The sequence below is a fragment of the Roseivivax isoporae LMG 25204 genome (assembly GCF_000521865.1).
Lineage (GTDB): Bacteria > Pseudomonadota > Alphaproteobacteria > Rhodobacterales > Rhodobacteraceae > Roseivivax > Roseivivax isoporae.
Map to the genome: position 1 here is coordinate 52,414 of NZ_JAME01000011.1, position 22,641 is coordinate 75,054.

General features: G+C 70.4%; 23 protein-coding genes. 14 read left to right on the top strand and 9 right to left on the bottom strand.

All coding sequences use genetic code 11. The annotated features are described in order from the left end of the window. Nucleotides 1-73 precede the first annotated feature (73 nt). Nucleotides 74-1,414 (top strand): 8-oxoguanine deaminase, encoded by a 1,341-nt coding sequence (locus RISW2_RS08940; protein ID WP_043769317.1) that lies wholly within the window; start codon nucleotides 74-76, stop codon nucleotides 1,412-1,414. 94 nt (nucleotides 1,415-1,508) lie between these two features. Here the strand turns inward: RISW2_RS08940 and guaD are convergent, their stop codons facing one another. Beyond that, on the bottom strand, nucleotides 1,509-2,810 hold the full coding sequence (guaD, locus tag RISW2_RS08945; protein ID WP_043769319.1) for a guanine deaminase: 1,302 nt from the start codon (nucleotides 2,808-2,810) through the stop codon (nucleotides 1,509-1,511). 255 nt (nucleotides 2,811-3,065) lie between these two features. Here guaD and mgtE point away from each other — a divergent pair, with 255 nt between their 5' ends. From mgtE to RISW2_RS08960, 3 genes are all read left to right on the top strand, one after another. After that, on the top strand, nucleotides 3,066-4,463 hold the full coding sequence (mgtE, locus tag RISW2_RS08950; RefSeq protein ID WP_043769321.1) for a magnesium transporter: 1,398 nt from the start codon (nucleotides 3,066-3,068) through the stop codon (nucleotides 4,461-4,463). Beyond that, on the top strand, nucleotides 4,460-5,017 hold the full coding sequence (locus RISW2_RS08955; RefSeq protein WP_043769323.1) for a 5-formyltetrahydrofolate cyclo-ligase: 558 nt from the start codon (nucleotides 4,460-4,462) through the stop codon (nucleotides 5,015-5,017). The genes mgtE and RISW2_RS08955 overlap by 4 nt, the downstream gene beginning before the upstream one ends. Nucleotides 5,018-5,088: 71 nt before the next feature. Further along, nucleotides 5,089-5,844 (top strand): M48 family metallopeptidase, encoded by a 756-nt coding sequence (locus RISW2_RS08960; protein WP_051491895.1) that lies wholly within the window; start codon nucleotides 5,089-5,091, stop codon nucleotides 5,842-5,844. 8 nt (nucleotides 5,845-5,852) lie between these two features. Here the strand turns inward: RISW2_RS08960 and RISW2_RS08965 are convergent, their stop codons facing one another. Further along, nucleotides 5,853-6,203: a hypothetical protein gene (locus RISW2_RS08965; protein ID WP_043769325.1), complete on the bottom strand. Its 351-nt coding sequence runs from the start codon at nucleotides 6,201-6,203 to the stop codon at nucleotides 5,853-5,855. Beyond that, nucleotides 6,200-7,186: a cobaltochelatase subunit CobS gene (gene cobS / locus RISW2_RS08970; RefSeq protein WP_043769492.1), complete on the bottom strand. Its 987-nt coding sequence runs from the start codon at nucleotides 7,184-7,186 to the stop codon at nucleotides 6,200-6,202. The genes RISW2_RS08965 and cobS overlap by 4 nt, the downstream gene beginning before the upstream one ends. Nucleotides 7,187-7,377: 191 nt before the next feature. Between cobS and RISW2_RS08975 the strand changes: the two genes are divergently transcribed. From RISW2_RS08975 to msrB, 4 genes are all read left to right on the top strand, one after another. Further along, entirely contained in the window at nucleotides 7,378-7,926 is a 549-nt protein-coding gene (locus tag RISW2_RS08975) for a sigma-70 family RNA polymerase sigma factor (RefSeq protein WP_043769327.1), read from the top strand. Beyond that, on the top strand, nucleotides 7,923-8,633 hold the full coding sequence (locus RISW2_RS08980) for an anti-sigma factor (protein ID WP_043769328.1): 711 nt from the start codon (nucleotides 7,923-7,925) through the stop codon (nucleotides 8,631-8,633). Before RISW2_RS08975 ends, RISW2_RS08980 begins: the two co-directional genes overlap by 4 nt. 104 nt (nucleotides 8,634-8,737) lie before the next feature. Further along, the gene (locus RISW2_RS08985; protein ID WP_043769331.1) at nucleotides 8,738-9,298 is read left to right on the top strand and encodes a fasciclin domain-containing protein; all 561 of its coding nucleotides are present in this window, start codon (nucleotides 8,738-8,740) and stop codon (nucleotides 9,296-9,298) included. Nucleotides 9,299-9,457: 159 nt separating this feature from the next. Further along, nucleotides 9,458-9,946: a peptide-methionine (R)-S-oxide reductase MsrB gene (gene msrB, locus RISW2_RS08990; RefSeq protein ID WP_043769333.1), complete on the top strand. Its 489-nt coding sequence runs from the start codon at nucleotides 9,458-9,460 to the stop codon at nucleotides 9,944-9,946. Nucleotides 9,947-10,166: 220 nt separating this feature from the next. Here msrB and RISW2_RS08995 read toward each other — a convergent pair whose 3' ends face one another. Beyond that, nucleotides 10,167-10,793: a J domain-containing protein gene (locus RISW2_RS08995; RefSeq protein WP_043769335.1), complete on the bottom strand. Its 627-nt coding sequence runs from the start codon at nucleotides 10,791-10,793 to the stop codon at nucleotides 10,167-10,169. Between the two features lie 75 nt (nucleotides 10,794-10,868). Between RISW2_RS08995 and RISW2_RS09000 the strand changes: the two genes are divergently transcribed. Beyond that, nucleotides 10,869-11,126, top strand: coding sequence for a BolA family protein (locus tag RISW2_RS09000; protein ID WP_043769337.1), 258 nt, complete (start codon nucleotides 10,869-10,871; stop codon nucleotides 11,124-11,126). Nucleotides 11,127-11,144: 18 nt separating this feature from the next. Here the strand turns inward: RISW2_RS09000 and RISW2_RS09005 are convergent, their stop codons facing one another. Beyond that, nucleotides 11,145-11,624, bottom strand: coding sequence for a DUF4177 domain-containing protein (locus RISW2_RS09005; protein WP_043769339.1), 480 nt, complete (start codon nucleotides 11,622-11,624; stop codon nucleotides 11,145-11,147). Between the two features lie 185 nt (nucleotides 11,625-11,809). Here RISW2_RS09005 and RISW2_RS09010 point away from each other — a divergent pair, with 185 nt between their 5' ends. Next, entirely contained in the window at nucleotides 11,810-12,187 is a 378-nt protein-coding gene (locus RISW2_RS09010) for a hypothetical protein (protein ID WP_244437534.1), read from the top strand. A gap of 46 nt (nucleotides 12,188-12,233) precedes the next feature. Here RISW2_RS09010 and gatB read toward each other — a convergent pair whose 3' ends face one another. Next, nucleotides 12,234-13,751 carry an Asp-tRNA(Asn)/Glu-tRNA(Gln) amidotransferase subunit GatB gene (gatB, locus tag RISW2_RS09015; protein WP_043769341.1) on the bottom strand — a complete coding sequence of 506 codons (1,518 nt, stop codon included), beginning with the start codon at nucleotides 13,749-13,751 and terminating at the stop codon, nucleotides 12,234-12,236. An 83-nt stretch (nucleotides 13,752-13,834) separates the two neighbouring features. Beyond that, nucleotides 13,835-15,070 carry a hypothetical protein gene (locus RISW2_RS09020; RefSeq protein ID WP_043769343.1) on the bottom strand — a complete coding sequence of 412 codons (1,236 nt, stop codon included), beginning with the start codon at nucleotides 15,068-15,070 and terminating at the stop codon, nucleotides 13,835-13,837. A 184-nt stretch (nucleotides 15,071-15,254) separates the two neighbouring features. Here RISW2_RS09020 and RISW2_RS09025 point away from each other — a divergent pair, with 184 nt between their 5' ends. Continuing rightward, nucleotides 15,255-16,070 (top strand): transglycosylase SLT domain-containing protein, encoded by an 816-nt coding sequence (locus RISW2_RS09025; RefSeq protein WP_244437535.1) that lies wholly within the window; start codon nucleotides 15,255-15,257, stop codon nucleotides 16,068-16,070. A gap of 34 nt (nucleotides 16,071-16,104) precedes the next feature. Here RISW2_RS09025 and RISW2_RS09030 read toward each other — a convergent pair whose 3' ends face one another. Together RISW2_RS09030 and pepN are read right to left on the bottom strand one after the other, a co-directional pair. Continuing rightward, on the bottom strand, nucleotides 16,105-16,971 hold the full coding sequence (locus RISW2_RS09030; protein WP_043769345.1) for a lysophospholipid acyltransferase family protein: 867 nt from the start codon (nucleotides 16,969-16,971) through the stop codon (nucleotides 16,105-16,107). A 168-nt stretch (nucleotides 16,972-17,139) separates the two neighbouring features. Then, nucleotides 17,140-19,692 (bottom strand): aminopeptidase N, encoded by a 2,553-nt coding sequence (pepN, locus tag RISW2_RS09035; RefSeq protein WP_043769347.1) that lies wholly within the window; start codon nucleotides 19,690-19,692, stop codon nucleotides 17,140-17,142. 193 nt (nucleotides 19,693-19,885) lie between these two features. On the opposite strand from pepN, the gene RISW2_RS09040 reads away from it, so the two are divergent. From RISW2_RS09040 to RISW2_RS09045, 3 genes are all read left to right on the top strand, one after another. After that, nucleotides 19,886-20,170 (top strand): hypothetical protein, encoded by a 285-nt coding sequence (locus RISW2_RS09040; RefSeq protein WP_051491896.1) that lies wholly within the window; start codon nucleotides 19,886-19,888, stop codon nucleotides 20,168-20,170. A 6-nt stretch (nucleotides 20,171-20,176) separates the two neighbouring features. Next, entirely contained in the window at nucleotides 20,177-20,341 is a 165-nt protein-coding gene (locus tag RISW2_RS23950; protein ID WP_084615312.1) for a DUF2256 domain-containing protein, read from the top strand. A gap of 150 nt (nucleotides 20,342-20,491) precedes the next feature. Then, nucleotides 20,492-22,633 (top strand): malate synthase G, encoded by a 2,142-nt coding sequence (locus RISW2_RS09045; RefSeq protein WP_043769350.1) that lies wholly within the window; start codon nucleotides 20,492-20,494, stop codon nucleotides 22,631-22,633. The last annotated feature ends 8 nt before the right edge of the window (nucleotides 22,634-22,641 follow it).

The window sequence follows — 22,641 nt, forward strand, 5'->3', positions numbered from 1 at the left end:
GCCGTCCCTTTTCTGTCGCGCCGCCCCGGTCCCGCACCGAAAAGGGCGCCTTGCGAACAGGGAGCCGCACGCCGTGCCCGACATCCTCCTCCGCGCCGCCGCGCATGTCCTGACCATGGACGACGCGGGCTCCGAGCCCGCTGACACCGACATCCTCCTCCGCGACGGCGTGATCGCCGCCATCGGCCGCGACCTGCACGCGCCCGGCGCCGAGATCGTGCAGGCCCGCGGCTGCCTCGTGACGCCCGGCCTCGTGAACACGCATCACCACCTCTTCCAGACCCTGACGCGCGCCGTGCCGGGCGCGCAGGACGCGGCACTCTTCGGCTGGCTGCGGACGCTCTACCCGGTCTGGGCGCGCATGGGTCCCGAGGAGCTGCGCGTCTCGGCGCTGACGGGCCTCGCCGAGCTCGCGCTCTCGGGCTGCACGCTCAGTTCCGACCACCTCTACCTCTACCCGAACGGCGCCCGGCTCGACGACACGATCGACGCCGCGCGCGAGATCGGCCTGCGCTTCCATCCGACGCGCGGCGCCATGTCGATCGGCGAGAGCGCGGGCGGCCTGCCGCCCGACTCGCTGGTCGAGGACGAGGCCGCGATCCTCGAGGATTGCATCCGCGTGGTCGACGCCTTCCACGATGCCGCGCCCGGCGCCATGATCCGCGTGGGCATCGCGCCCTGCTCGCCCTTCTCGGTCAGCCGCGCGCTCATGCGCGACGCGGCCCTCCTCGCCCGGGACAAGGGCGTCATGCTGCACACCCACCTCGCCGAGAACGACGAGGACGTGGCCTATTCGCGCGCCACCTTCGGCTGCCGCCCCGGCGAATATGCCGAGGAACTCGGCTGGACCGGCCCGGATGTCTGGCATGCCCATTGCGTCCGCCTCGACGCGCCCGAGATCGACCTCTTCGCCCGCACGCGCACCGGCATCGCCCATTGCCCCTGCTCGAACTGCCGCCTCGGGTCGGGCATCGCGCCGGTCCGCGCGCTGCGCGACGCGGGCGTGCCGGTGGGCCTCGGCGTCGACGGCTCGGCCTCGAACGACGCGGGCAACCTCGTGGCCGAGGCGCGCATGGCCATGCTGCTGCAGCGCGTCGCGCACGGACCCGGCGCCATGTCCGCGCGCGAGGCGCTGCGCCTGACCACCCGCGGCGGCGCCGAGGTGCTCGGCCGCGACGATCTCGGTCAGGTCGTTCCGGGCATGCGCGCCGACCTCGCCCTCTGGGACCTCACGGGCGCCGAGAGCGCGGGCAGCTGGGACCCGGCGGCGCTCCTCCTCGCGGGGCCGATGCGGGTGCGCGACCTCTTCGTCGAGGGACGCCAGGTGGTGCGCGACGGCCACCTCGCCACCCTCGACCTGCCGCGGGTCCTCGAGCGCCAGCGCGATCTCGCCCGCGGACTCGCGCGGGCCTGAACGTCCCGCCCTCTCCCCGGCCTCGGGGTCCCGTCTTCTTCTTGGCGGAAATATCCCGGGAGCGCGAGGGCAGCGCCCTCGCAGGCCGGACGGCTCAGCCGGCGGGCGCGCGGGACACCGCCCGCCCGCCGACATAGACCTGCCGCACCGCCCGGTCGTCGCCCATCATGAGCGTCGGGAACACCTCCTCCCAGGCATCCTCCGCGCCTTCCGCGCGCTGGGCGATGGCGGGCGTCGCCGCGAGGTCGAGCACGCAGAGATCGGCCTCGTGGCCGGGCGCGATCCGGCCGATCCGGTCGCCCAGCCCGAGCGCGTCCGCCGAGCCCGCGGTGGCGAGCCACAGGAGCTCGGCAGGATGCAGCGCGAGCCCGCGCAGCTGCCCGATCTCGTAGGCCGCGGCCATGGTGCGCAGCATGGAAAAGGACGACCCGCCCCCGGTGTCGGTGGCGAGCCCGACCCGCATGCCCGCCCGCGCGAGCCCCATGTCGAACAGCCCCGAGCCGATGAAGGTGTTCGAGGTCGGGCAATGCGCCAGCGCCGCGCCGACCTCGGCCAGCCGGTCGCGCTCGCGCGCGGTCAGGTGGATCGCGTGCCCGTAGATGCCGTTCGCCCCCAGCAGCCCGAAGGCCTCGTAGGTGTCGAGGTAGTCGCGCGCCGAGGGGAAGAGCTCCGCCACCCAGGCGATCTCGTCGGTCTGCTCGCTCAGATGGGTCTGCATCGGGCAATCGGGGTGCTCGGCCCAGAGCGCCCCCAGCGCCTCGAGCTGGCCGGGGCTCGACGTGGGCGAGAAGCGCGGCGTGATGGCATAGCCCAGCCGGTCGCGCCCGTGCCAGCGGGCGATCAGCGCCTTCGACTCGTCGTAGGCGCGGCGCGGGTCGTCGCGGAGCGCCGCGGGCGCGTTGCGGTCCATGCAGGTCTTGCCAGCCACCACCCGCTGGCCGCGCGCCCGGGCCTCGGCGAAATAGGCCTCGACGCTCTCGGGATGCGACGTGCAGAAGGTGCAGATGGTGGTGGTGCCGTGCGCCGCCGTCAGGTCGAGGTGCAGCGCCGCCACCGCGCGGGCATGGTCCGGGTCGCCGAACGCGGATTCGACCGGAAAGGTGTAGGTCTCGAGCCAGTCGATGAGCCGCTTTCCCCAGCTCGCGATCATGCGGGTCTGGGGGTAGTGCGCGTGCGCGTCGACGAAGCCCGGGCAGATCAGGTCGCGGCCGAAATCGCGGATGCGCGCCGCGGGATGCGCCGCCCGCAGGCGGTCGACAGGCCCGACCGCGGCGATCCGGCCCTCCGCCACGAGGACACCCGTCTCCGTGGCGATGCGCACCGCCTCCGGTCCCTCGGTCAGCGGGTTGCCGTCGAACAGCAGCACCCGGCCGAGCAGCAGCTCCGCCTCATCCATGCGCCTCATCCCCATCTTCCCGCGCCGATCCCTTCTTAATGACGCCCGCGGGCGCGGTAAATCTTGGGTGACCTTGCGTCATCCCCGTGGCAGGCGGCCCGCGGGCGGGGCAGGCCGGTCGCACAGGCGGTCGCGCGCGCGCGATATGCAGGCCCGGGCCTGTTGATTTCCAGAACCCTCCCCTAATGTCCAGCCGAGTCACGCGCGCCGGAACGCGGCGCCGCCGACGGGTTCACAGGCAGGGGTGGGAGTGGCATGACCGAAGAACAGACCGACATCGCGCCCGAGCCCGAGTCCGAGGACGAGGACGCCTACGTCCTGTCGCCGCGCACGATCTCCTCGATCCTCTATGCGGTCGAGGTCAACGACCGCTCGCGGCTCGTGGAGCTCCTCGAGCCGCTGCACCCGGCGGACATCGCCGACCTTCTGGAGCAGCTCAACGCCTTCGACCGGATGCGGCTCATCCGGCTCTACGGCAACGAGTTCGACGGCGAGATCCTGACCGAGCTCGACGAGGGCATCCGCGAGGAGGTCATCGGGATCCTCAATCCCAAGGTCCTCGCCGACGCGGTGCGCGAGCTCGATTCCGACGACGTGGTCGACCTGCTCGAGGATCTCGAGGACCCGCAGCGCGACGCGATCCTCGACGTGCTCGACGACCCGGACCGGATCGCCGTCGAGCAGTCGCTGACCTACCCGGAATATTCCGCCGGCCGCCTGATGCAGCGCGAGGTGGTCATGGCCCCCGAGCACTGGAACGTGGGCGAGGCCATCGACTACATGCGCAACAATGACGACCTGCCGTCGCAGTTCTACCACATCATCCTCGTGGACCCGCGGCTGAAGCCGGTGGGCAAGGTGGCGCTGGGCAAGATCATGTCGTCGCGGCGGTCCGTGCGGCTGCAGGACATCGCCGACGAAAGCTTCCACGTCATCCCGGTGACCCGCTACGAGGGCGACGTTGCCTATGCCTTCAACCAGTACCACCTGATCTCGGCCCCGGTCGTGGACGAGAACGACCGGCTGGTGGGTGTCATCACCATCGACGACGCGATGATGGTACTCGACGAGGAGCACGCCGAGGACATGCTGCGCCTCGCGGGCGTGGGCGAGGAAAGCTCGCTGTCCGACACCGTGATGGAGACGACGCGCCAGCGGTTTCCGTGGCTTGCCGTCAACCTCGTGACGGCGGTGCTGGCCTCGCTGGTGATCGCGCAGTTCGAGACCGCCATCGCGCAGATCACCGCGCTGGCGGTGCTCATGCCCATCGTGGCGTCCATGGGCGGCAATGCCGGCACGCAGGCGCTGACGGTGGCGGTGCGCGCGCTGGCGACGCGCGACCTCACCGGGTCGAACGCGCTGCGGGTGATCCGGCGCGAGATCGCCGTGGGGCTGGTGAACGGCGCGGCCTTCGCGGTCATCATGGGGATCGTGGGCCTCGTCTGGTTCGGCTCTCTGGACCTCGGTCTGGTGATCGCCGCCGCGATGGTCATCAACCTCGTGGTGGCGGGGCTCGCGGGCATCGGCATCCCCATCGTGCTCGAGAAGGCCGGCGTCGATCCGGCGCTCGCCTCGGGCGCCTTCGTGACCACGGTGACGGACGTGGTGGGTTTCTTCGCCTTCCTCGGGCTCGCGGTGGTGGTGCTGCTGTGACGCTGGCCGAGGACAAGCGCGCGGCGCGGAAGGCGGCCTTTGCCCGCCGCGCCGCGGCCTTCGAGGCGCGCCTGCCCGGTGCCGCCGACCGGCTGGCCGAGGTCCTGTCCGCCCATCGCGGCGCGACCGTGGCCGGGTACCTGCCGATCCGGACCGAGATCGACCCGCTGCCGGCCATGGTCCGCGCCGCGGCGCACGGGCCGGTGGCGGTGCCGCTCATCGACGGGCCGGGACGGCCGCTGCGCTTTGCGCGCTGGAGCCCGGGGATCGAGATGGTCGAGGGGCCGTTCGGCACGCGCACCCCGGTCGCGCCCGAGATCGTCGAACCCGACGTGCTGATCGTGCCGCTCGTGGCGTTCACCCGCGGCGGCGCGCGGCTCGGCTATGGCGGGGGGTTCTACGACCGGACGCTCGCGCTCCTGCGGGCGCGCCGGCCGACCCGCGCCATCGGGTTCGCCTTTGCCGCGCAGGAGGCCGAGAGCCTGCCCGTCGACGACACCGACGCTCCGCTCGACCTGGTCGTGACCGAGGCCGAGATCATCCTGCCCGCCTGAGCGCGGGGCAGGGGAACCCTTTGGCTCCGTCGCGCGATGATCTCGCGACCCCTCGATCCGCCGGAGCCGCCATGTCCTGCACCTGTCACGCGCCGCTGACCCGCCGCCGCCTGCTGACCGGGGCGGCGGCCCTGCCGCTCGCCACGCTGCCCGCCGCCTGCGACCGCGCGGCGGTGCTGGTCTCCGAGGAACAGGCGGCCGAGATGGGGGCCGCGGCCTGGGCCGAGATCCGCGGCTCGGTGCCCGAGAGCCGCGACGCAGCCTTCCGCGAGACGGTGGCGTCGCTGTCCCAGCGCCTGATCGGCGCCGCCGGCAGCGATCCGGCCGCATGGGAGGTCGTCGCCTTCGAGTCGCCCGAGGTCAACGCCTTCGCGCTGCCGGGCGGGCGGATCGGCGTCTTCCGCGGGCTCTACGACCTCGCCGAGACGCCGGCGGAACTGGCCGCGGTCATCGGCCACGAGATCGGGCACCTGCAGGCCGACCATGCCCGCGAGCGCATGGGCAACGCGGTGGCCCAGGGCGTGCTGCAGCGCATGGTGGCGTTCCTCCTGCGGCAGGGTGACATCCAGTTCGACGAGGAGATCATGGCGGCGCTGGGCCTTGGCCTGCGCTACGGGCTGGCACTGCCCTATGGCCGCGCGCAAGAGCTCGAGGCCGACCGGCTGGGCGTCGCCCTGATGCGGGAGGCGGATCTCGATACGCAGGCGGCGATCCGTCTCTGGCAGCGGATGCAGGCGGCCCAGCGGGGCGGGCCGCCGGCGATGCTCGCCACGCACCCCGCGCCCGAGACGCGCATCCGCGAGCTGCAGGAGATCATCGGGACCTGAGCGCCGCTTCAGCCGTCGCCGCAGCGGGTCAGGGCGCGCTCGAGGATGTTGCGGGTGGTCTCGTCACCGCCCACCACGTAGGCGTCGAACATCAGCGCGCGGCCGGGCGCCTCGGCAGCGATGTAGGCGTCGACGCCGGCGGTATCGCCGGTCTCCGCGATCGCCTTTGCGCGCCAGGCGGCGGCATCCTCGCGCGCGGCCTTGGCGCCGTCGAGATAGGCCGAGGCCTCGGCGTAGCGGGCATAGCCGGTCCAGAGGGCCGCGCATTCCGCGGCGGCGTTGCCCTCGACCGAGGCGGCCGCGGGCAGAAGGTGCAGAAGCAGCGCCGCGGGGGCGAGGGTCGCCGCCCGGGGTGTCACCGGATCGCGAGGCGCGCCGCGCTTTCGGGCAGTTCCTCGTCGAAGCAGCGCTGATAGAACTCCGCGACCGTCGACCGCTCGAGCTCGTCGCACTTGTTCAGGAACGACACGCGGAAGGCGTAGCCGATGTCCTTGAAGATCTCGGCGTTCTGCGCCCAGGCGATCACCGTCCGCGGCGACATGACCGTCGAGAGGTCGCCGTTCATGAATGCGGTGCGCGAGAGGTCCGCCACCGTCACCATCTGACGGATCTGCCGACGGCCCTTTTCCGTGTTGTAATGCGGGCACTTCGACAGGACGATCGCCGTCTCGGCGTCGATCGACAGGTAGTTCAGCGTCGCGACCAGCGACCAGCGGTCCATCTGGCCCTGGTTGATCTGCTGGGTGCCGTGATAAAGGCCCGTCGTGTCCCCGAGGCCCACCGTGTTGGCCGTGGCGAAGATGCGGAAATAGGGATGCGGGTGGATCACCTCGTTCTGGTCGAGCAGCGTCAGCTTGCCGTCGACCTCGAGCACGCGCTGGATCACGAACATCACGTCGGCGCGGCCGGCATCGTATTCGTCGAACACGATCGCGGTCGGATTCCGCAGCGCCCAGGGCAGGATGCCCTCCTGGAACTCGGTCACCTGCATGCCGTTCTTGAGCTTGATCGCGTCCTTGCCGATGAGATCGATCCGGCTGATGTGGCTGTCGAGGTTCACGCGCACGCAGGGCCAGTTGAGGCGCGCTGCCACCTGTTCGATATGGGTCGACTTGCCCGTGCCGTGATAGCCCTGGATCATCACGCGGCGGTTGTTGCGGAACCCCGCGAGGATCGCCATCGTCGTGTCGGGATCGAACTTGTACGTGCTGTCGACGTCCGGCACCCGTTCGGTCCGCTCGGGGAAGCCGTGCACGGTCATGTCGGTGTCGATGCCGAAAACCTCGCGGACCGAGATCTCCTCGGTCGGCTTGGCGTTGATGTCGATCGCGCCGTCCGCCATGTCGTTCATGCCTCTCTCGCCGTCCTGCGCGCCACAAGGGGGCGGCGCGCGTCGCGCCCGTGGTGCAACATATCTCGGAGAGGGGCAAGGGGAAGCGTTGCGCGCATCCGGGCCCCATGCCACAAGGTCCGGGCGCGGGCCGCCTTTGCTCCCGCCGCAGTCGCAAGCGCGGATCGGACGGACCGGACGGGATGACCCCTCAGGAGGAAATCGAGGAACTTCTGGCACGGATCGCCATGGGCGATCGCAAGGCGTTCTCGGCGCTATACGACCGGACATCGGCCAAGCTCTACGGCATCTGCCTGCGCGTTCTCGGCGACCGCGCCGAGGCGGAGGAGGCGCTGCAGGAGGCGTTCATCCGCGTCTGGAACCGCGCCGACCTCTACCGCGTGAACGGCTTCTCGCCGATGACCTGGCTCATCACGCTGACGCGCAACATCGCCATCGACCGCCGCAGGCGCAGCCGCGCCGCGAAGCCGGCCGAGGCGCTGGACGTGGCCGACACGATGCCCGACACCGCGCCCGGCCCCGAGGCGCAGGCGGCGCTCGCCTCCGAGACCGAGCGCCTGCACGGATGCATGCGGGAGCTTCCGCCCGACCGTGCAGAGATGGTGCGTCGCGCCTATCTCGAGGGACACACCTACGCCGAGCTGTCCGAGGCCACCGGCGTCAAGCTCAACACCGTGCGCACGTGGCTTCGGCGCGCACTGATCCAGCTCAGGGACTGCCTGGCCAGATGACCGACCGCGAGGACATGGCGACTGACCCTGCAGGGGGCGATGACCGCGCCCTCGCGGCGGAGTACGTCCTGGGCCTCCTGTCGGAGGCCGAGACGGCCGCGTTCGAGGCGCGCCTCGCCGCCGAACCCGCGCTCGAGGCCGAGGTGGTGACCTGGACCGAGTACTTCGCCTCGCTCGCGGGCGAGGTGCCCGAGACCGTGCCGCCCGCGGGCCTGCGCCGCCGGATCGAGGCGCGGGCCTTCGGCGCGCCCGCCGAGGACCGCCGCCCGTTCTGGCGCATGCTGGTGCCCTACGGGCTCGGCGGTGTCGCGGCGGCACTCGTGGTGTGGGCGGCGCTGACCTTCGGCATCCTGAACATGGGCGGGGCAGAGCCGCTCTACGTGGCCGATGCCTCGGTCACGGGCGGCGATCTCGTCGTGCATATCGGCTATTTCGAGGACGCGGGCGAACTGCTGGTGATCCGCGAGGCGGGCGAGGTGCCCGCCGGCAGCGACATCGAGCTGTGGCTGATCCAGGGCGAGGCGGCGCCGGTCTCGCTGGGGCTCCTGCCGCAGGTCGAGGACCGCGTGCGCTACGACATGCCCGCCGACCTCGCCGCGCTCCTGCCCGGCGCGACCTTCGCGATCAGCCAGGAGCCGCCGGGCGGCTCGCCGCTCGGGACCCCGACCGGGCCCGTGCTCGCCACCGCGCCGGTCACGCCTTATTGATCGCGCATGCGCGACGCAGGCGGAAACCCACCGCCTGACCCCTCCGTGGCTTGGAGCGATCCCCCCGTTTCGGGCCGGGACGCATCCAAGGAGGAGAAAGACCCATGACCCTCGGAAAGATCGGTCTCGTCGCGGCCGCCGCGCTCATCGCCGGTGCCGCCCACGCGCAGGACAACCCGCAGGTCGGCGGCGCCGACATGTTCGCCGACCGCACCATCGTCGAGAACGCGGTGAACTCGCCCGTGCACACCACGCTCGTGGCGGCGGTGCAGCAGGCCGGGCTCGTGGACACGCTGAACTCGGCCGGGCCGTTCACCGTTTTCGCACCGACCGACGACGCGTTCGGCATGCTGTCCGACGACAGCCTCTCGGCGCTCATGATGGACGAGAACCGCGAGCAGCTCGCGCAGATCCTGACCTGCCACGTCGTGGCGACCAACGCGCTGTCCGACGCCATCGCCGGCATGATCGCCGATGACGGCGGCATGCACCCGGTTCCGACCGTGGGCGGATGCACGCTGCAGGCGCGGATGTCGGGCGGCACGATCACCCTGACCGACGAGAACGGGCGCGAGGCGACGGTGACCGTGGCCGACGTGCGCCAGTCGAACGGCGTGATCCACGTGATCGACCGCGTTCTGCTGCCGGCGGGGCAGGCGGGCTGACGGCCCGGCCCTTAACGCGGCGGGCCTGAAGCCCCATCTTGGGAAGCGGACGCCCCGGCCTCCCCCCGTCCTCGCGCGGGGCGGGGGGAGGCCGATCCCGGGCGGATATCGAGGCGACGGGCCGTGCGCCGGACCCCGCGCCGGAACTGGAGGTTCGACATGATGAGACGAGATTTCCTGTCCCGCACCGCCGCGGCCCTCGGTCTCGGAGGCGCGGGCGTGGCCGCGTCCCGCAGCGCGCAGGCCGCCGACGGGCCGTACCCGATCCAGCGCAGCGCGGCCGAATGGCGCGAGATGCTGAGCGACGCGGAATACCGCGTGATGCGCGAGGAAGGCACCGAGCGCGCCTTTTCCTCGCCGCTGCACGACCTGAAGCAGGCTGGCACCTATGCCTGCCGCGGCTGCGACCAGCCGCTCTATTCCTCTGAGCACAAGTTCGACAGCGGCACCGGCTGGCCGAGCTTCTGGCAGCCGATCTCCGGCGATGCCATCGGCACCAAGGATGACTGGTCGCTGTTCATGCGGCGGACCGAGTGCCATTGCAGCCGCTGCGGATCGCATCTGGGCCACATCTTCGACGACGGGCCCGAGCCGACCGGCAAGCGTCACTGCCTGAACGGCGTGTCTCTGACCTTTCAGGCGGCCTGACAGGACGTCGGGACAAGGCGCGGGGGACCCCCGAAAACGTCAAGGGCATCCGGCGGGGATCGACCGGATGCCCTTTTCCGTGAGTGCCTTAGGTCCGCTCCCGGTATGTCGGCGGTGCAACCGACACTAGAAAGTTACATCGGGTCATCAATCCGAGTCAAAGGAAAAATACCTCCTTAAGCGGGAATCCGTTGGCGCAGATGCAACCCCCGGTCAGACCTCACTTGAAGTTCCGGCTGTCCTTGATCTGGTCCCATGCCCAGACGACCTGCTGCAGCTGTTCCTCCTGGCTCCGGTCCCCGCCGTTCATGTCGGGATGCAGCACCTTGATCAGCGACTTGTAGGCCTTGCGCACGTCGGCTTTCGACCAGTCCTCGCGCGCATCGAGGATCTCGATCGCCTTGCGCTCGGTGGGGGGCAGGCGACGGCCGCTGCCGCCGTTGGCCTTGCCCGGGTTGCGGGTCGCGTTCTCGCCCAGCACCTGGTGCGCGTCCTCGATGCCGAGACGGGCCCAGGCGCGCGCCTCGGGGTCGCGCCAGTCCTTGGTCTGGCGGTCCCAGACCTTGTCAGCGCTGGCCTGCGCGTTCATCTCCGCCTCGGTCTTGCCGTCGAAGAAGTTCCACTTGAGATTATACTCGCGGACATGGTCCTTGCAGAACCAGTAGAAATCGTCCAGCACGTCGGGAGCCTTCGGCGCACGGAACTTGCCCGGCTGGTCGCAGCCCTCGTGGTCGCAGATACGGGTCGAGGTCTCGCTCTCGCCCGACATGCCACGGCGGCCGCGCGGGTTCTTCCTTTTCGCCGAGGACACGGACATGTCGAAACCGAAGGGGTCGGGTCTGCTCATGTGGGCACCTCTTTTCGACTCGGACGCCGGAGTTTAGACAATCCCCGGCAGGTGTGTAGGGGGAGACGCGGAAAAATGTCCCGATCGGCGGAAATCGAGACGCGGCTGCGCGAGGCCTTCGCGCCGCGCGAACTGATGGTGCGTGACGACAGCGAACGCCACCGCGGCCACGCGGGGTATCGTGAAGGCGGTGACAGCCATTTTCATGTGGTGCTGCGCAGCGCCCGTTTCGAGGGGCTGTCCCGCATCGCCCGTCACAGGGCCGTGCACGACGCGCTGGGATCGCAGCTCATGTCGGACATCCACGCGCTGTCGCTCGACCTCGGGACCTGAGCGCGGCGGCGCGACGGCTCAGCGATCGGGCGTGCGGTCCGCGCGGGCGCGCAGGATGGCCGAAAGGTCGCGCACCTGCTGGGTGTTCTCGACGCCGTTGTCGGTCAGGACCGACGGCTTCTGCGGCGGCGGACCGGGCACGATGCGCACCTCCCCGGCCTTGTCGGCTTCGGGCGCGGCAGCGGTCGCAGGCGCGGGCGCCTCTGGCGGCGTCCCCTCTTCGGGCTTTTCGAGGAGGCGCGGCTGCAAGCCCTCGGGCGAGCCGCTCCGCGGCCGGCGGAACACGAGCAGCGTGCGCCACGTGGTGACCGTGCTCGCGAGTCCGCTGCGTTCCTCGGCGGGCAGGGTGTCCGAACGCTGATATTCCCAGCCCTCCGCGGCCATCTCGTTCATCACCCGCTCCACCGCGCGGGCGAATCGCGCCTCGGGCGTCTTGAGCCCCTTGGCCTTTTCCCCGCGGTAGGGCGCGGGAACGATCCTGTACTCGTAATCCGGCATGGCACCTGTCCGTCGCTCTGCCGGCAGACCCTAGAGCATCGGCGCATGCGGGCGCCAGAGCCCGGCCCGGCGCTACGGATCGCATCGGCACGCTTGCCACAGGCCCGGCGCGCGGGCAGGCTGAGGGCGACGCCACGGCGCCATTTCCGTTCCTACCCGATTTCGCATGACCCGGAGATTTCAGCATGACCCGCATTCCCGCCATCCTCGGCGCCGCTGCCGCCCTCTGCCTCGGTGCCGGCCTGTCGGCCGTCCTGCCGGACAGGGCCGGCGCGCAGTCCTGTTCCGAGATTCGCTTTGCCCGCGGGGCATCCTCGGGCGAGGTGTCGGGCCGCGTCGCCGAAGGCGAGGCGCTCTGCTACAGCTTCGGGACCGGCAGCGGGCAGACCGCGCGCCTCCAGCTCTTCGGCAGCCGGAACACCTGTTTCGCCGTCTTGGGCGTGGTCGACTGTCAGGAGGATTTCAGCTTCCGCACGCAGGCGGGCACCTACGAGGTCTACGTGGCGCCGCTGTTCCGCACGGCCACCTACGAGACCTTCACCCTGCGCCTCACCATCAACTGACGCGCGGGGCGGGGCCGGCCGGCGCTGGACCGGCCGGTGCCGGGCCTCAGAGGCCCAGCTTCGACGAGACGATGTCGTTCACGGCCTTCGGGTTCGCCTTGCCGCCCGTGGCCTTCATGACCTGGCCCACGAACCATCCGGCGAGCTTGGGGTTCGCCTTGGCCTTCTCGACCTGGGCGGGATTCGCGGCGATGACCTCGTCCACCGCGGCCTCGATGGCGCCGGTGTCCGTCACCTGCTTCAGGCCGCGCGCCTCGACGATCTCGGCCGGGTCGCCGCCCTCGGTGTAGAGGATCTCGAAGACGTCCTTGGCGATCTTGCCCGAGATGTCGCCCGACACGATCAGCCGGATCAGACCGCCCAGCTGGTCGGGCGAGACGGGGCTCTCGGTGATGTGGCGGTCGTCGTCCTTGCGCAGCCGGCCGAAGAGCTCGTTGACGACCCAGTTCGCCGCTATCTTGCCCTCGCCGGCCTTGGCCGCCACCGCCTCGAAGAACGCGGCCGTCTCGGCCTCGGCGGTCAGCACGCCCGCGTCGTATTCCGACAGGCCCATCTCCTTGACGAGCCGCGCCTTCTTCTCGTCGGGCAGCTCGGGCAGGGAGGCCGCGATGTCGTCGACCCAGGCCTGTTCCAGCTCCAGCGGCAGAAGGTCCGGGTCGGGGAAGTAGCGGTAGTCGTGCGCCTCTTCCTTCGACCGCATCGACCGCGTCTCGTTGCGGTCTGGATCGTAGAGCCGCGTCTCCTGGTCGATGCTGCCGCCGGCTTCGAGGATGCCGATCTGGCGGCGCGCCTCGTAGTCGATCGCGGCCTGGATGAAGCGCATGGAGTTCATGTTCTTGATCTCGCAGCGCGTGCCGAGATGCGAGAAGTCCTGCGTTTCCTGGTACTTCTCGTAGGCGCCGGGCCGGCAGACCGACACGTTCACGTCCGCCCGCAAGTTGCCGTTCTGCATGTTGCCGTCGCAGGTCCCGAGATAGCGCAGGATCTGGCGCAGCTTGGACAGGTAGGCCGCGGCCTCTTCCGGGCCGCGGATGTCGGGGCGCGACACGATCTCCATCAGCGCGACGCCGGTGCGGTTGAGGTCCACGAAGCTCAGGTTCGGGTCCATGTCATGCACCGACTTGCCCGCGTCCTGCTCGACATGGATGCGCTCGATCCGCACGAGCCGCGCCACGCCGGGCTCCATGTCCACGAGAATCTCGCCCTCGCCGACGAGCGGGTGGTAGAGCTGGCTGATCTGGTAGCCCTGCGGCAGGTCGGGATAGAAGTAGTTCTTGCGGTCGAAGGCCGAGAACAGGTTGATCTTGGCCTTCAGGCCAAGCCCCGTGCGCACCGCCTGCTCGATGCAGAACTCGTTGACCACGGGCAGCATGCCCGGCATCGCGGCGTCGACGAAGGACACGTTGGAATTCGGCATCGCGCCGAACTGCGTGGACGCGCCCGAGAACAGCTTGGCCTTCGAGGCGACCTGGGCATGGACTTCCATGCCGATGACCAGTTCCCAGTCGTGTTTCGCCCCGGCGATGACCTTGGGTTTCGGCGGCTGATAGGTCAGATCCAGCATCCTGCGCTCTCCGGCATTGGCTTGGCGCCCCGTCTTAGGCGAGCACCGCCCCGTCGGCAAGGGGACCGGCCGGTCCGGAGCGCTCAGCGGCCGCCGATCTGCCAGCCGGAGGGCGTCAGCGCCACGTCCTGCCCGTTTCCCAGCTCCGCGGCGAAGTGCTGCGCCAGCGTCGAGAGCGCGCGCGCCTTGCCGCGCTCGGCGGCGCAACCCTCGGTCGGCGTGCCGACCCGGGCATGGGCGGCGGCCCAGACCATCGGATGCACCTCGAGCAGCCGGTCGCGCAGGATCCAGTCGAAGGCGCCGGCGACGCGGCGCTCGGCCGGGTGCGCGTCGGGGCCCGAGCAGAGGGTGAAGCCGGTGAAGGCGGCGAGCATGTTGACCACGTGCTGTTCCGGCCGCCGCTCGAGGATGTCGTAGAGGCCCGCCACGAGGAACTCGGGATCGACCAGCGCGGAGGCGCCGGGATCGACGGCGAGGGCGTCGAGATAGACCCACGCGTAGGCGCCGGCGCCCCAGATGTCCGCGGTGCGCGCGGCGGTGCGCCGGGCCTCGAGGTCGAGCGCGCCGTAGCTGCCGAACCAGCGCGGCAGGAGGTGGGTGCCGAGCGCCCGCATGTGCCGCGGCGTCGTCGGGTCGAGATCGACGAGGTCCTCGTAATCGTCGGCGACCCGCGCTGCCGGACGCCGGTCCGCGGCGAGGAGCGCGCAGCGCACCGCGGCAAGCGAGGGCGCGTCGCATTCGAACGGGTCGTGGGCGTCGACGATGCGCCGGGCGGCGCGGAAATGCGCATGGAACGCGGCGCGGTTCGTCGAGGGCACCTTGGCCCACGCCGCCTCGCCGCGCCAGGCATGGCCGATGTCCACGTGGGCGAGCGCCACCACCAGCGCCACGCCGTGATCGCAGCAGAGCTCCTCGAGCACCTGCTCGAGTTCCCCGAGCGGCTTCAGCGACCCGTCCGCGTCGCCTCGGCGCGCGGCGGCGATGCCGGCATCGACCACGTCCGACCGCGCGCCGCTCGCGAGGATCTCGGCCACGGGCAGGCCCCCCGCGCTCTGGGCGCGGCGCCGGTCGCAGGCGCGGATCAGCGCGCCGAGGGCGCCCCACTCCTCCTGCCGCGCCATGTGCCGGCCCTGCTCGAAATGCCGGGTGATCTCGGCCATCTCGCGGGTGCGCGCGATCACCGGAACCTCGAGCCGACCAGTGCGGAGCGCGGTGTCCCGCGCCCGCGCGGGGGTGTCGGGGCGGAGGGTCACGCGCAGGGCGTCGGCGATGCGGCGCAGCGCGGGGCGGGGCGATATCTCGAGGCTCAGGGTTCGCATGGTCCGACGATTGCTCCGGGTTCTGGGCGCAATCATGGCGGGTGGAAAGCCCGAGCGGTACATATCCGGGGCATGCGCGCGATGCGCGGGTCCTTGCCGACGCGGTCGGATTTCCGCCCATGCCGGACGGGGACACATCACGGATGCTTGCATGGCGGGGCGGATTCGACCGAGGCTCGCGCGCATGCGACGTCATCTGCTTCTTTCCTGCGCAGTGTTCCTCGGGGTGCTCGCGACGCAGGCCGCGGCGAACGGTCCGCTCGGCGCCCTGACCCCCAGGGTCCGCGCCGAAACACCCATCTCAGCGACGATGGCCGCGCCGACCGCGGCGGTGGCCCGGTCGCTTCGTCCGCAGATGCGCGACGACCGCCTGCCGCGCGCCCGCTGGGGCGACACGGCCCGCGGTGTGGCCTGGACGCGTGCGAGCGTGCGCGCGCTGCGCAGCCACGCCGCCGCGCTGACCGACATGGTGCCCGCCGACATCGATCAGTGGTGCCCCGCCTATCCCGAGAACGACGAACGCCTGCGCGAGGCGTTCTGGGTCGGGCTCGTCTCCTCGCTCGCCCGGCACGAGAGCACGTGGCGCCCCACGGTCGTGGGCGGCGGCGGGCGCTGGCACGGGCTCCTGCAGATCCTGCCCTCGACCGCGCGGCTCTACGATTGCCGGGCCAATACCGGCGCGGCGCTGCTTGACGGGCCGGCCAACCTGTCCTGCGGGTTCCGCATCATGGCGCGGACAGTTGCGCGCGACGGCGTCGTGTCGCGCGGCATGCGCGGCGTGGCGGCCGACTGGGGTCCGTTCCACAGCAGCGCCAAGCGCGCGGACATGATGGCATGGTCGCGCAACCAGGCCTATTGCAAGACGGTGCCGTCGACGCGTCCGGTGCTGCGGCCCGAGAGCGGGCAGGGGGCGCCGGTCTTCGCCTTCCGGCCCGCCGGCACGCCGACCCTGTCGACCCGGTCCGAACCGGGCTACCTGCAGCAGTCAGAGGCGCGCTGAGCGCCGGCCAGGACGACGAGCGACGAGGCGGCGTTCAGGTCGCCTTCATCCACGAGGGCCTGCGGGAATTGTCGATGAGCGACACCGCCGGCGCGCGCCGGCCGCCGAGCGCCAGCGTCGCGCGGCGCAGCAGGTCGATTCCCTCTTCGGACGTCTTCGGCAGCGCCGCCGCCGAAATCGGCTCGCCCACCGTCACGCGGTAGGGCTGGCGGTGCTTGTTGAGCGTCTCGTGGAACAGCGTGATGTCCCGCAGCGTCGGGTGGATGAGGTCGAAGAGGTAGAACAGCACCGAGTTGCGCGCGCGGATGTTCACCGGGATCACCGGCAGCTCGAACTTGCGGGCGATCATCGCTGCCGATGCCATCCAGGGCCGCTCGTGCAGGCTGAGACCGCGCCGCTTGGCAAGCCGCCCCGAGGGAAAGATCACGCCGAGCCGTCCGGCATCCACCGCGCGGCGGGTATAGGCCATGGTCTCGCGCGTCTTGCCGTGGCTGCGCTTTTCCTGCCGCCATTCCACCGGCGCGATCATCTCCTCGAACTGCGGCAGGACGCGCAGGATGTCGTGATTCGCGAAATAATAGGCATCGGGCCGCATGGGCGAGATCAGGTGATGCAGCATGATCCCGTCGGCGATGCCGGTCGGGTGGTTCGCCACGATCAGCGCCGGACCGTTGCGCGGGATGTTCGACAGGCCCTTGATCTGCACGTCGCGCGCGAGCATCGCGCCGAGTTGCGCCATGATCTCGGATGCGGGCAGGTCGCGGAACGTGCCGGCAAGCGCGATCGTCTTCTCGTAGCCAAGCATGACGTTGAGAAGCTGGCGCGCCCGGACCGTGCCGAGGCGGTTGGAGTACAGCCACGGCGCACGTTCGGCGATGAGCGGATCGATACGGTCCTTCATGTCCGGCACTCAGTCACGATTTCGTAAAACTCCCATGACACGGCGGTGCCCGAAAGGGAAGGCCGCCGAGGCGGGAGCCCCGCTTGCGGCAGGGGTCCGCCTTACTTCGCAACGCGCGGACGTGCGAACGCGTTCCGTGGCGCCGGAAAAAAATGCGGCGGGCCCCGCTCAGCCGAGGAGCCGCGCCACCATCTCGGACGTGTCGCGGCTGAGGCCCGGCTGGTCGCGCAGCCGGCCGAGCGCCGCCCTCATCTTCTCCTGCCGGGCGGCGTCGTACCGCTTCCAGCTCTGGAAGGCGGTGCACATCCGCGCGGTGGTCTGCGGGTTCTTGGCGTCGAGGCGGATCAGCCAGTCGGCGAGCAGATCGTAGGCCGCCCCGTCCGCACGGTGGAACCCCGCGTGGTTCATCGCCAGCGCGCCGAGGCAGGCTCGGAACCGGTTGGGGTTTTTCCAGTCGAAATCCGGGTGTTCCGTCAGCCGCCGCGTCACGTCGACCGCGTCGTGCGGCGGGGCAAAGGCGATCTGCACGCCGAACCACTTGTCCATCACCAGCCGGTCGTGGCGCCATTGCGCCTCGAAGGCGGCGAGCGCGTCGTCGGCGGCGCCAGCGGTGATGAGGCTCGTCAGCGCCGAAAGCTGTGCGGTCATGTTGTCGGCCGCATCGAATTGCGCGCTGGCGGCCTTTCCGCCGTCGACCCGGCTCTGCATCGCAAGGACCGCGCCGCCGAGCGCGCGCTTGCCCGCCTGCGCGGCATCGGGGCTGAACGGCGCGTCGACGCGCGCCTCCTCGGCGAGGGCCGGAAGCTGCGCCTGCCAGAGCTCGGCGCGGGCCTGCCGGTGCTTTTCGGCCGCGGCGTGGATCGCCTCGGGATCGGGCGTCGTGCCCGCCTCGTAGAGCCGTTGTGCCAGTTCCGATTCCGACGGGAGCCCGAGAAGCAGGGCACGATAGGCCGGGTCCAGCGCGCTGTCGCGAATCACGTCGAGCAGCGCGTCGAGCCAGGCGCCGTCGGGGCCCCGGGCCGGATCGGACAGCATGTTCATGAGCGAGGCGACCGCCAGCGCGCGGCTCGCCTCCCACCGGTTGAAGGGGTCGGTGTCGTGCGCCAGGAGGAACAGGTTCTCCTCGCGGCTCGCGTCGCGCTCCAGCACCACGGGGGCCGAGAAGCCGCGCAGGATCGAGGCCACCGGCCTGGCCGGCAGGTTCGGAAAGCTGAAGCTCTGCTCGGCCTCGGTCATCTCGAGCAGGGTGGTCGGCACCACCTCGTCGCCGTTGGGGTTCAGGAGCCCGACCGCGATGGGCAGGACCTGCGGCAGCTTCTCGTCCTGCCCGGGCGTGGGCGGCGTGTGCTGGCGGAAGGTCAGCGTGTAGGTCGCGTCGGCATAGCTTTCCTCGACCGACAGGCGCGGCGTGCCGGCCTGCGAATACCAGCGCTTGAACTGCGCGAGGTCGCGCCCGGTCGTGTCCTCGAACACCCGGAGCCAGTCCTCGATGGTGCAGGCCTGCCCGTCGTGACGCTCGAAATAGAGGTCGAGCGCGCGCGCATAGGCGTCGTCGCCCACCAGCCGCTTGAGCATGCCGATGACCTCGGCGCCCTTCTCGTAGACCGTCGCGGTGTAGAAGTTGTTGATCTCCTGAAAGCTCTCGGGCCGCACGGGATGGCTCAGCGGCCCCTGGTCCTCGGGGAACTGGCGCGCGCGCAGGTCGATCACGTCGCCGATGCGCTTGACCGGGGCCGAGCGCAGGTCCGAGGTGAACTGGCTGTCGCGGAACACGGTCAGCCCTTCCTTGAGGCAGAGCTGGAACCAGTCGCGGCAGGTGATGCGGTTGCCGGTCCAGTTGTGGAAGTACTCGTGCGCGATGATCGCCTCGATGCGCTCGAAATTGGCGTCGGTCGAGGTCTCGGGGCTCGCCAGCACCGCCGACGAGTTGAAGATGTTGAGACCCTTGTTCTCCATCGCGCCCATGTTGAAGTCGTCGACGGCGACGATGTTGAACACGTCGAGGTCGTATTCGCGGCCGTAGACGTCCTCGTCCCAGCGCATGGACTTCTTCAGCGCCTCCATGCCCCAGGCGCATTTGCCCTCGTCGCCGGGGCGCACCCACAGGTTCAGGTCGACAGCGCGTCCAGACCGCGTGGTGAAACGGTCCGAATGGGCGCGCAGGTCGCCCGCGACAAGCGCGAAGAGGTAGGCGGGCTTGGGCCACGGGTCGTGCCATTCGGCCCAGCCCGCGCCCGTGTCGCCGGGATTGCCGTTCGACAGGAGCACCGGCAGGTCCGACTCGATCCGGACCGAGAACACCGCCATCACGTCGGGACGGTCGGGATAATAGGTGATCTTGCGGAAGCCCTCGGCCTCGCACTGGGTGCAGTACATGCCGCGCGACATGTAGAGACCCTCGAGCGCGGTGTTGTCCTCCGGCGCGATCTCGACCTCGGCCTCCCAGTCGAAGGGGGCGTCCGGCACCGGGCAGGTCAGGCCCTGCGGCGTCACGTCGGGCGTGACCTCGGCGCCGTCGATCGCGGCGCGGATCAGCTTCAGCTCCTCCCCGTGCAGGAAGAACGTGCGGTCCGTTGCCGCAGGGTTCGGCGCGAAACGGATGCGGCTCGTGACGCGCGTCGCCGTGGGAGCCAGCCGGAAGGTCAGCTCGACCTTTTCGACGGTGAAGCCGAAGGGCGTGTAATCCTTGAGGTAGATCGTCTGCGGCGCGGCGTCTTTCACCGGAAGTCTCCTTCTCGCGAGGTCGCGGATGGCGCCGGGCGCGCGCGCCCGGGGATGTGATGTCGGGGGGCGGCGTGTTGCCGGAACATCGCTCTGGCCTACCGTGTTAGCCAACAAGGTCCTGTCCCGCAACGACTCCGGTGCCTCCGGACCCGGCGGGAACGCGCAGGGCGGAAACACGGATGGAAAGACCATGTCTGCACCCGACACGAACACCGAGAAAGAGGAAAAGCGCCATCGCCCGGCCCTGCTCGGGATCCGCGCGACCCTCGTCTACGCGGGGATATTGCTCATCGCCTTCATCGCCTGGATCAGCTTCAGCAGTTCCGAGGATACCGGCGAGCCCGGCGGCGACGACACTGTCCAGACCGTGCCCGAAGGGCAGGAAACCGAGAACGCGCTCGAGGGCTACGAGGAGGACAATTACGAGCCCGGCGGCAATGCGACCGGCACCGTGGACGGCACCTCCACCGAGTAGGCCGCGATGCCCAGGGCCCGGGCCAAGGCCGACCTGCCGACCAAGACCTGCCCGGTCTGCGGCCGCCCCTTCACGTGGCGCCGCAAGTGGGCCCGGGTCTGGGACGAGGTCATCTACTGTTCCGAACGCTGCCGACGCAGCAAGGCGCCGCGCAAGGACCGCGGCGCCTGACATGCGTGCGCATGCCTGCTGGACGGGCGGTGCACGTGGTACGATCTTCTCCACCCAAGCGCGGGCTTGTTTCCGATAGGAACGCGGTGCTAATTGCGCACCACGGCATACTGAGCCCGCGAGACGACGCCCGAAGGAGGAGAGCCGACCATGTCCGACCGTGTCACGAAGGCCGATTTGGCCATCGACCGAGAGCTGTTCGACTTCGTCGAGAAGGAGGCGCTGCCCGGAACGGGCGTCGACGCCGACCGCTTCTGGCAGGGCCTGTCGGACCTCGCGCACACCTTCGGGCCGCGCAACGCGGAACTCCTGTCGGTGCGCGACCGGCTGCAGCAGCAGATCGACGACTGGCACCTGCGCAACCGCAACGCGCCGCACGACCACGAGGCCTACAAGCGTTTCCTCGAGGAGATCGGCTACCTGCTGCCCGAGGGCGAGGATTTCGAGATCGACACCGCGAATGTCGACCCCGAGATCGCGACCGTGCCCGGGCCGCAGCTCGTGGTGCCGATCACCAACGCACGCTACGCGCTCAACGCCGCCAACGCGCGCTGGGGCTCGCTCTATGACGGACTCTACGGCACGGATGCCATGGGCAGCACGCCGCCCGCGGGCGGCTACGACAAGGGCCGCGGCGCGCGGGTGGTGGCCCGGGCGCGCGTCTTCCTCGACGAGGCCTTCCCGATCGAGGGCGGCAGCCATGCCGATGCCCGCCGGTACCACGTCTCGAAGGGTGCGCTCCTCGTCGACGACATGCCGCTCGCCGATCCGTCGAAGTTCGTGGGTTACCGCGGTCACCCGCGCGCACCCGATGCGGTCCTGCTGCGCAACAACGGCCTGCACGTGGAACTGGTGTTCGACCGGACCCACGCGATCGGGTCGCGCGACCAGTGCGGGCTTGCCGACGTGCGGCTCGAGAGCGCGATCTCGGCGATCATGGACTGCGAGGACTCGGTCGCGTGCGTCGACGCCGCCGACAAGGTGCTGGCCTACCGCAACTGGCTGGGCCTCATGCGCGGCGACCTGACCGACACCTTCGAGAAGGGCGGCCAGCCGGTCACCCGCGCGCTCAACCCCGACCTGACCTTCACCGCGCCGGACGGCAGCGGGTCGGTGTCGGTCAAGGGCCGCGCGCTCATGCTCGTGCGCAATGTCGGCCACCTCATGACGAACCCCGCGATCCTCACGAAGGACGGGGCGGAGATCTACGAGGGCCTGATGGACGCCATGGTGACGGCGCTTATCGCCATTCACGACCTCGCGCGGCCGGGCGGCAATTCCGTAGCCGGATCGGTCTACGTGGTGAAGCCCAAGATGCACGGACCGGACGAGGTCGCCTTTGCCGACGAGACCTTCACCCGCGTCGAGGAGGTGCTGGGCCTGCCGAAGAACACCGTCAAGCTCGGCATCATGGACGAGGAGCGGCGCACGTCGGTCAACCTCAAGGATTGCATCCGTGCGGCGCGGCACCGCTGCGCCTTCATCAACACGGGCTTCCTCGACCGCACCGGCGACGAGATCCACACCTCGATGGAGGCCGGACCGTTCAGCCGCAAGGACTTCATCAAGCGCAAGGCTTGGATCGGCGGCTACGAGAACCGCAACGTCGACATCGGGCTCGAATGCGGCCTCTCGGGCCGCGCGCAGATCGGCAAGGGCATGTGGGCCATGCCCGACATGATGGCGGCGATGCTCGAGACCAAGATCGAGCACCCCAAGGCCGGCGCGAACTGCGCCTGGGTGCCGTCGCCCACCGCCGCCACGCTGCACGCGCTGCACTACCACAAGGTCGACGTCTTCGCGGTGCAGGCGCGCCTGCGCAAGGGCGGGCGCCGCGCGCATGTCGACCAGCTGCTCGACATCCCGCTCGCGAGCTACCGCAAGTGGTCCAAGGAGCAGGTCGAGCGCGAGGTCGAGAACAACGCTCAAGGCATCCTCGGCTACGTGGTCCGCTGGGTCGACCAGGGCGTCGGCTGCTCCAAGGTGCCCGACATCAACGACGTGGGCCTGATGGAGGACCGCGCGACCTGCCGCATCTCGGCACAGCACATCGCCAACTGGATGCATCACGACGTGATCTCGCGCGAGGACGTCATGGCGATCCTGCGCCGCATGGCCGAGGTGGTCGACCGCCAGAACGCGGGCGACCCGGCCTACCGGCCGATGGCGCCGGGCTTCGACGGGATCGCGTTCCAGGCAGCCTGCGACCTCGTCTTCCGCGGCCGCGAACAGCCCTCGGGCTACACCGAGCCGGTGCTGCACCGCCGCCGCCTCGAGCTCAAGTCGGCCTGAGACACACG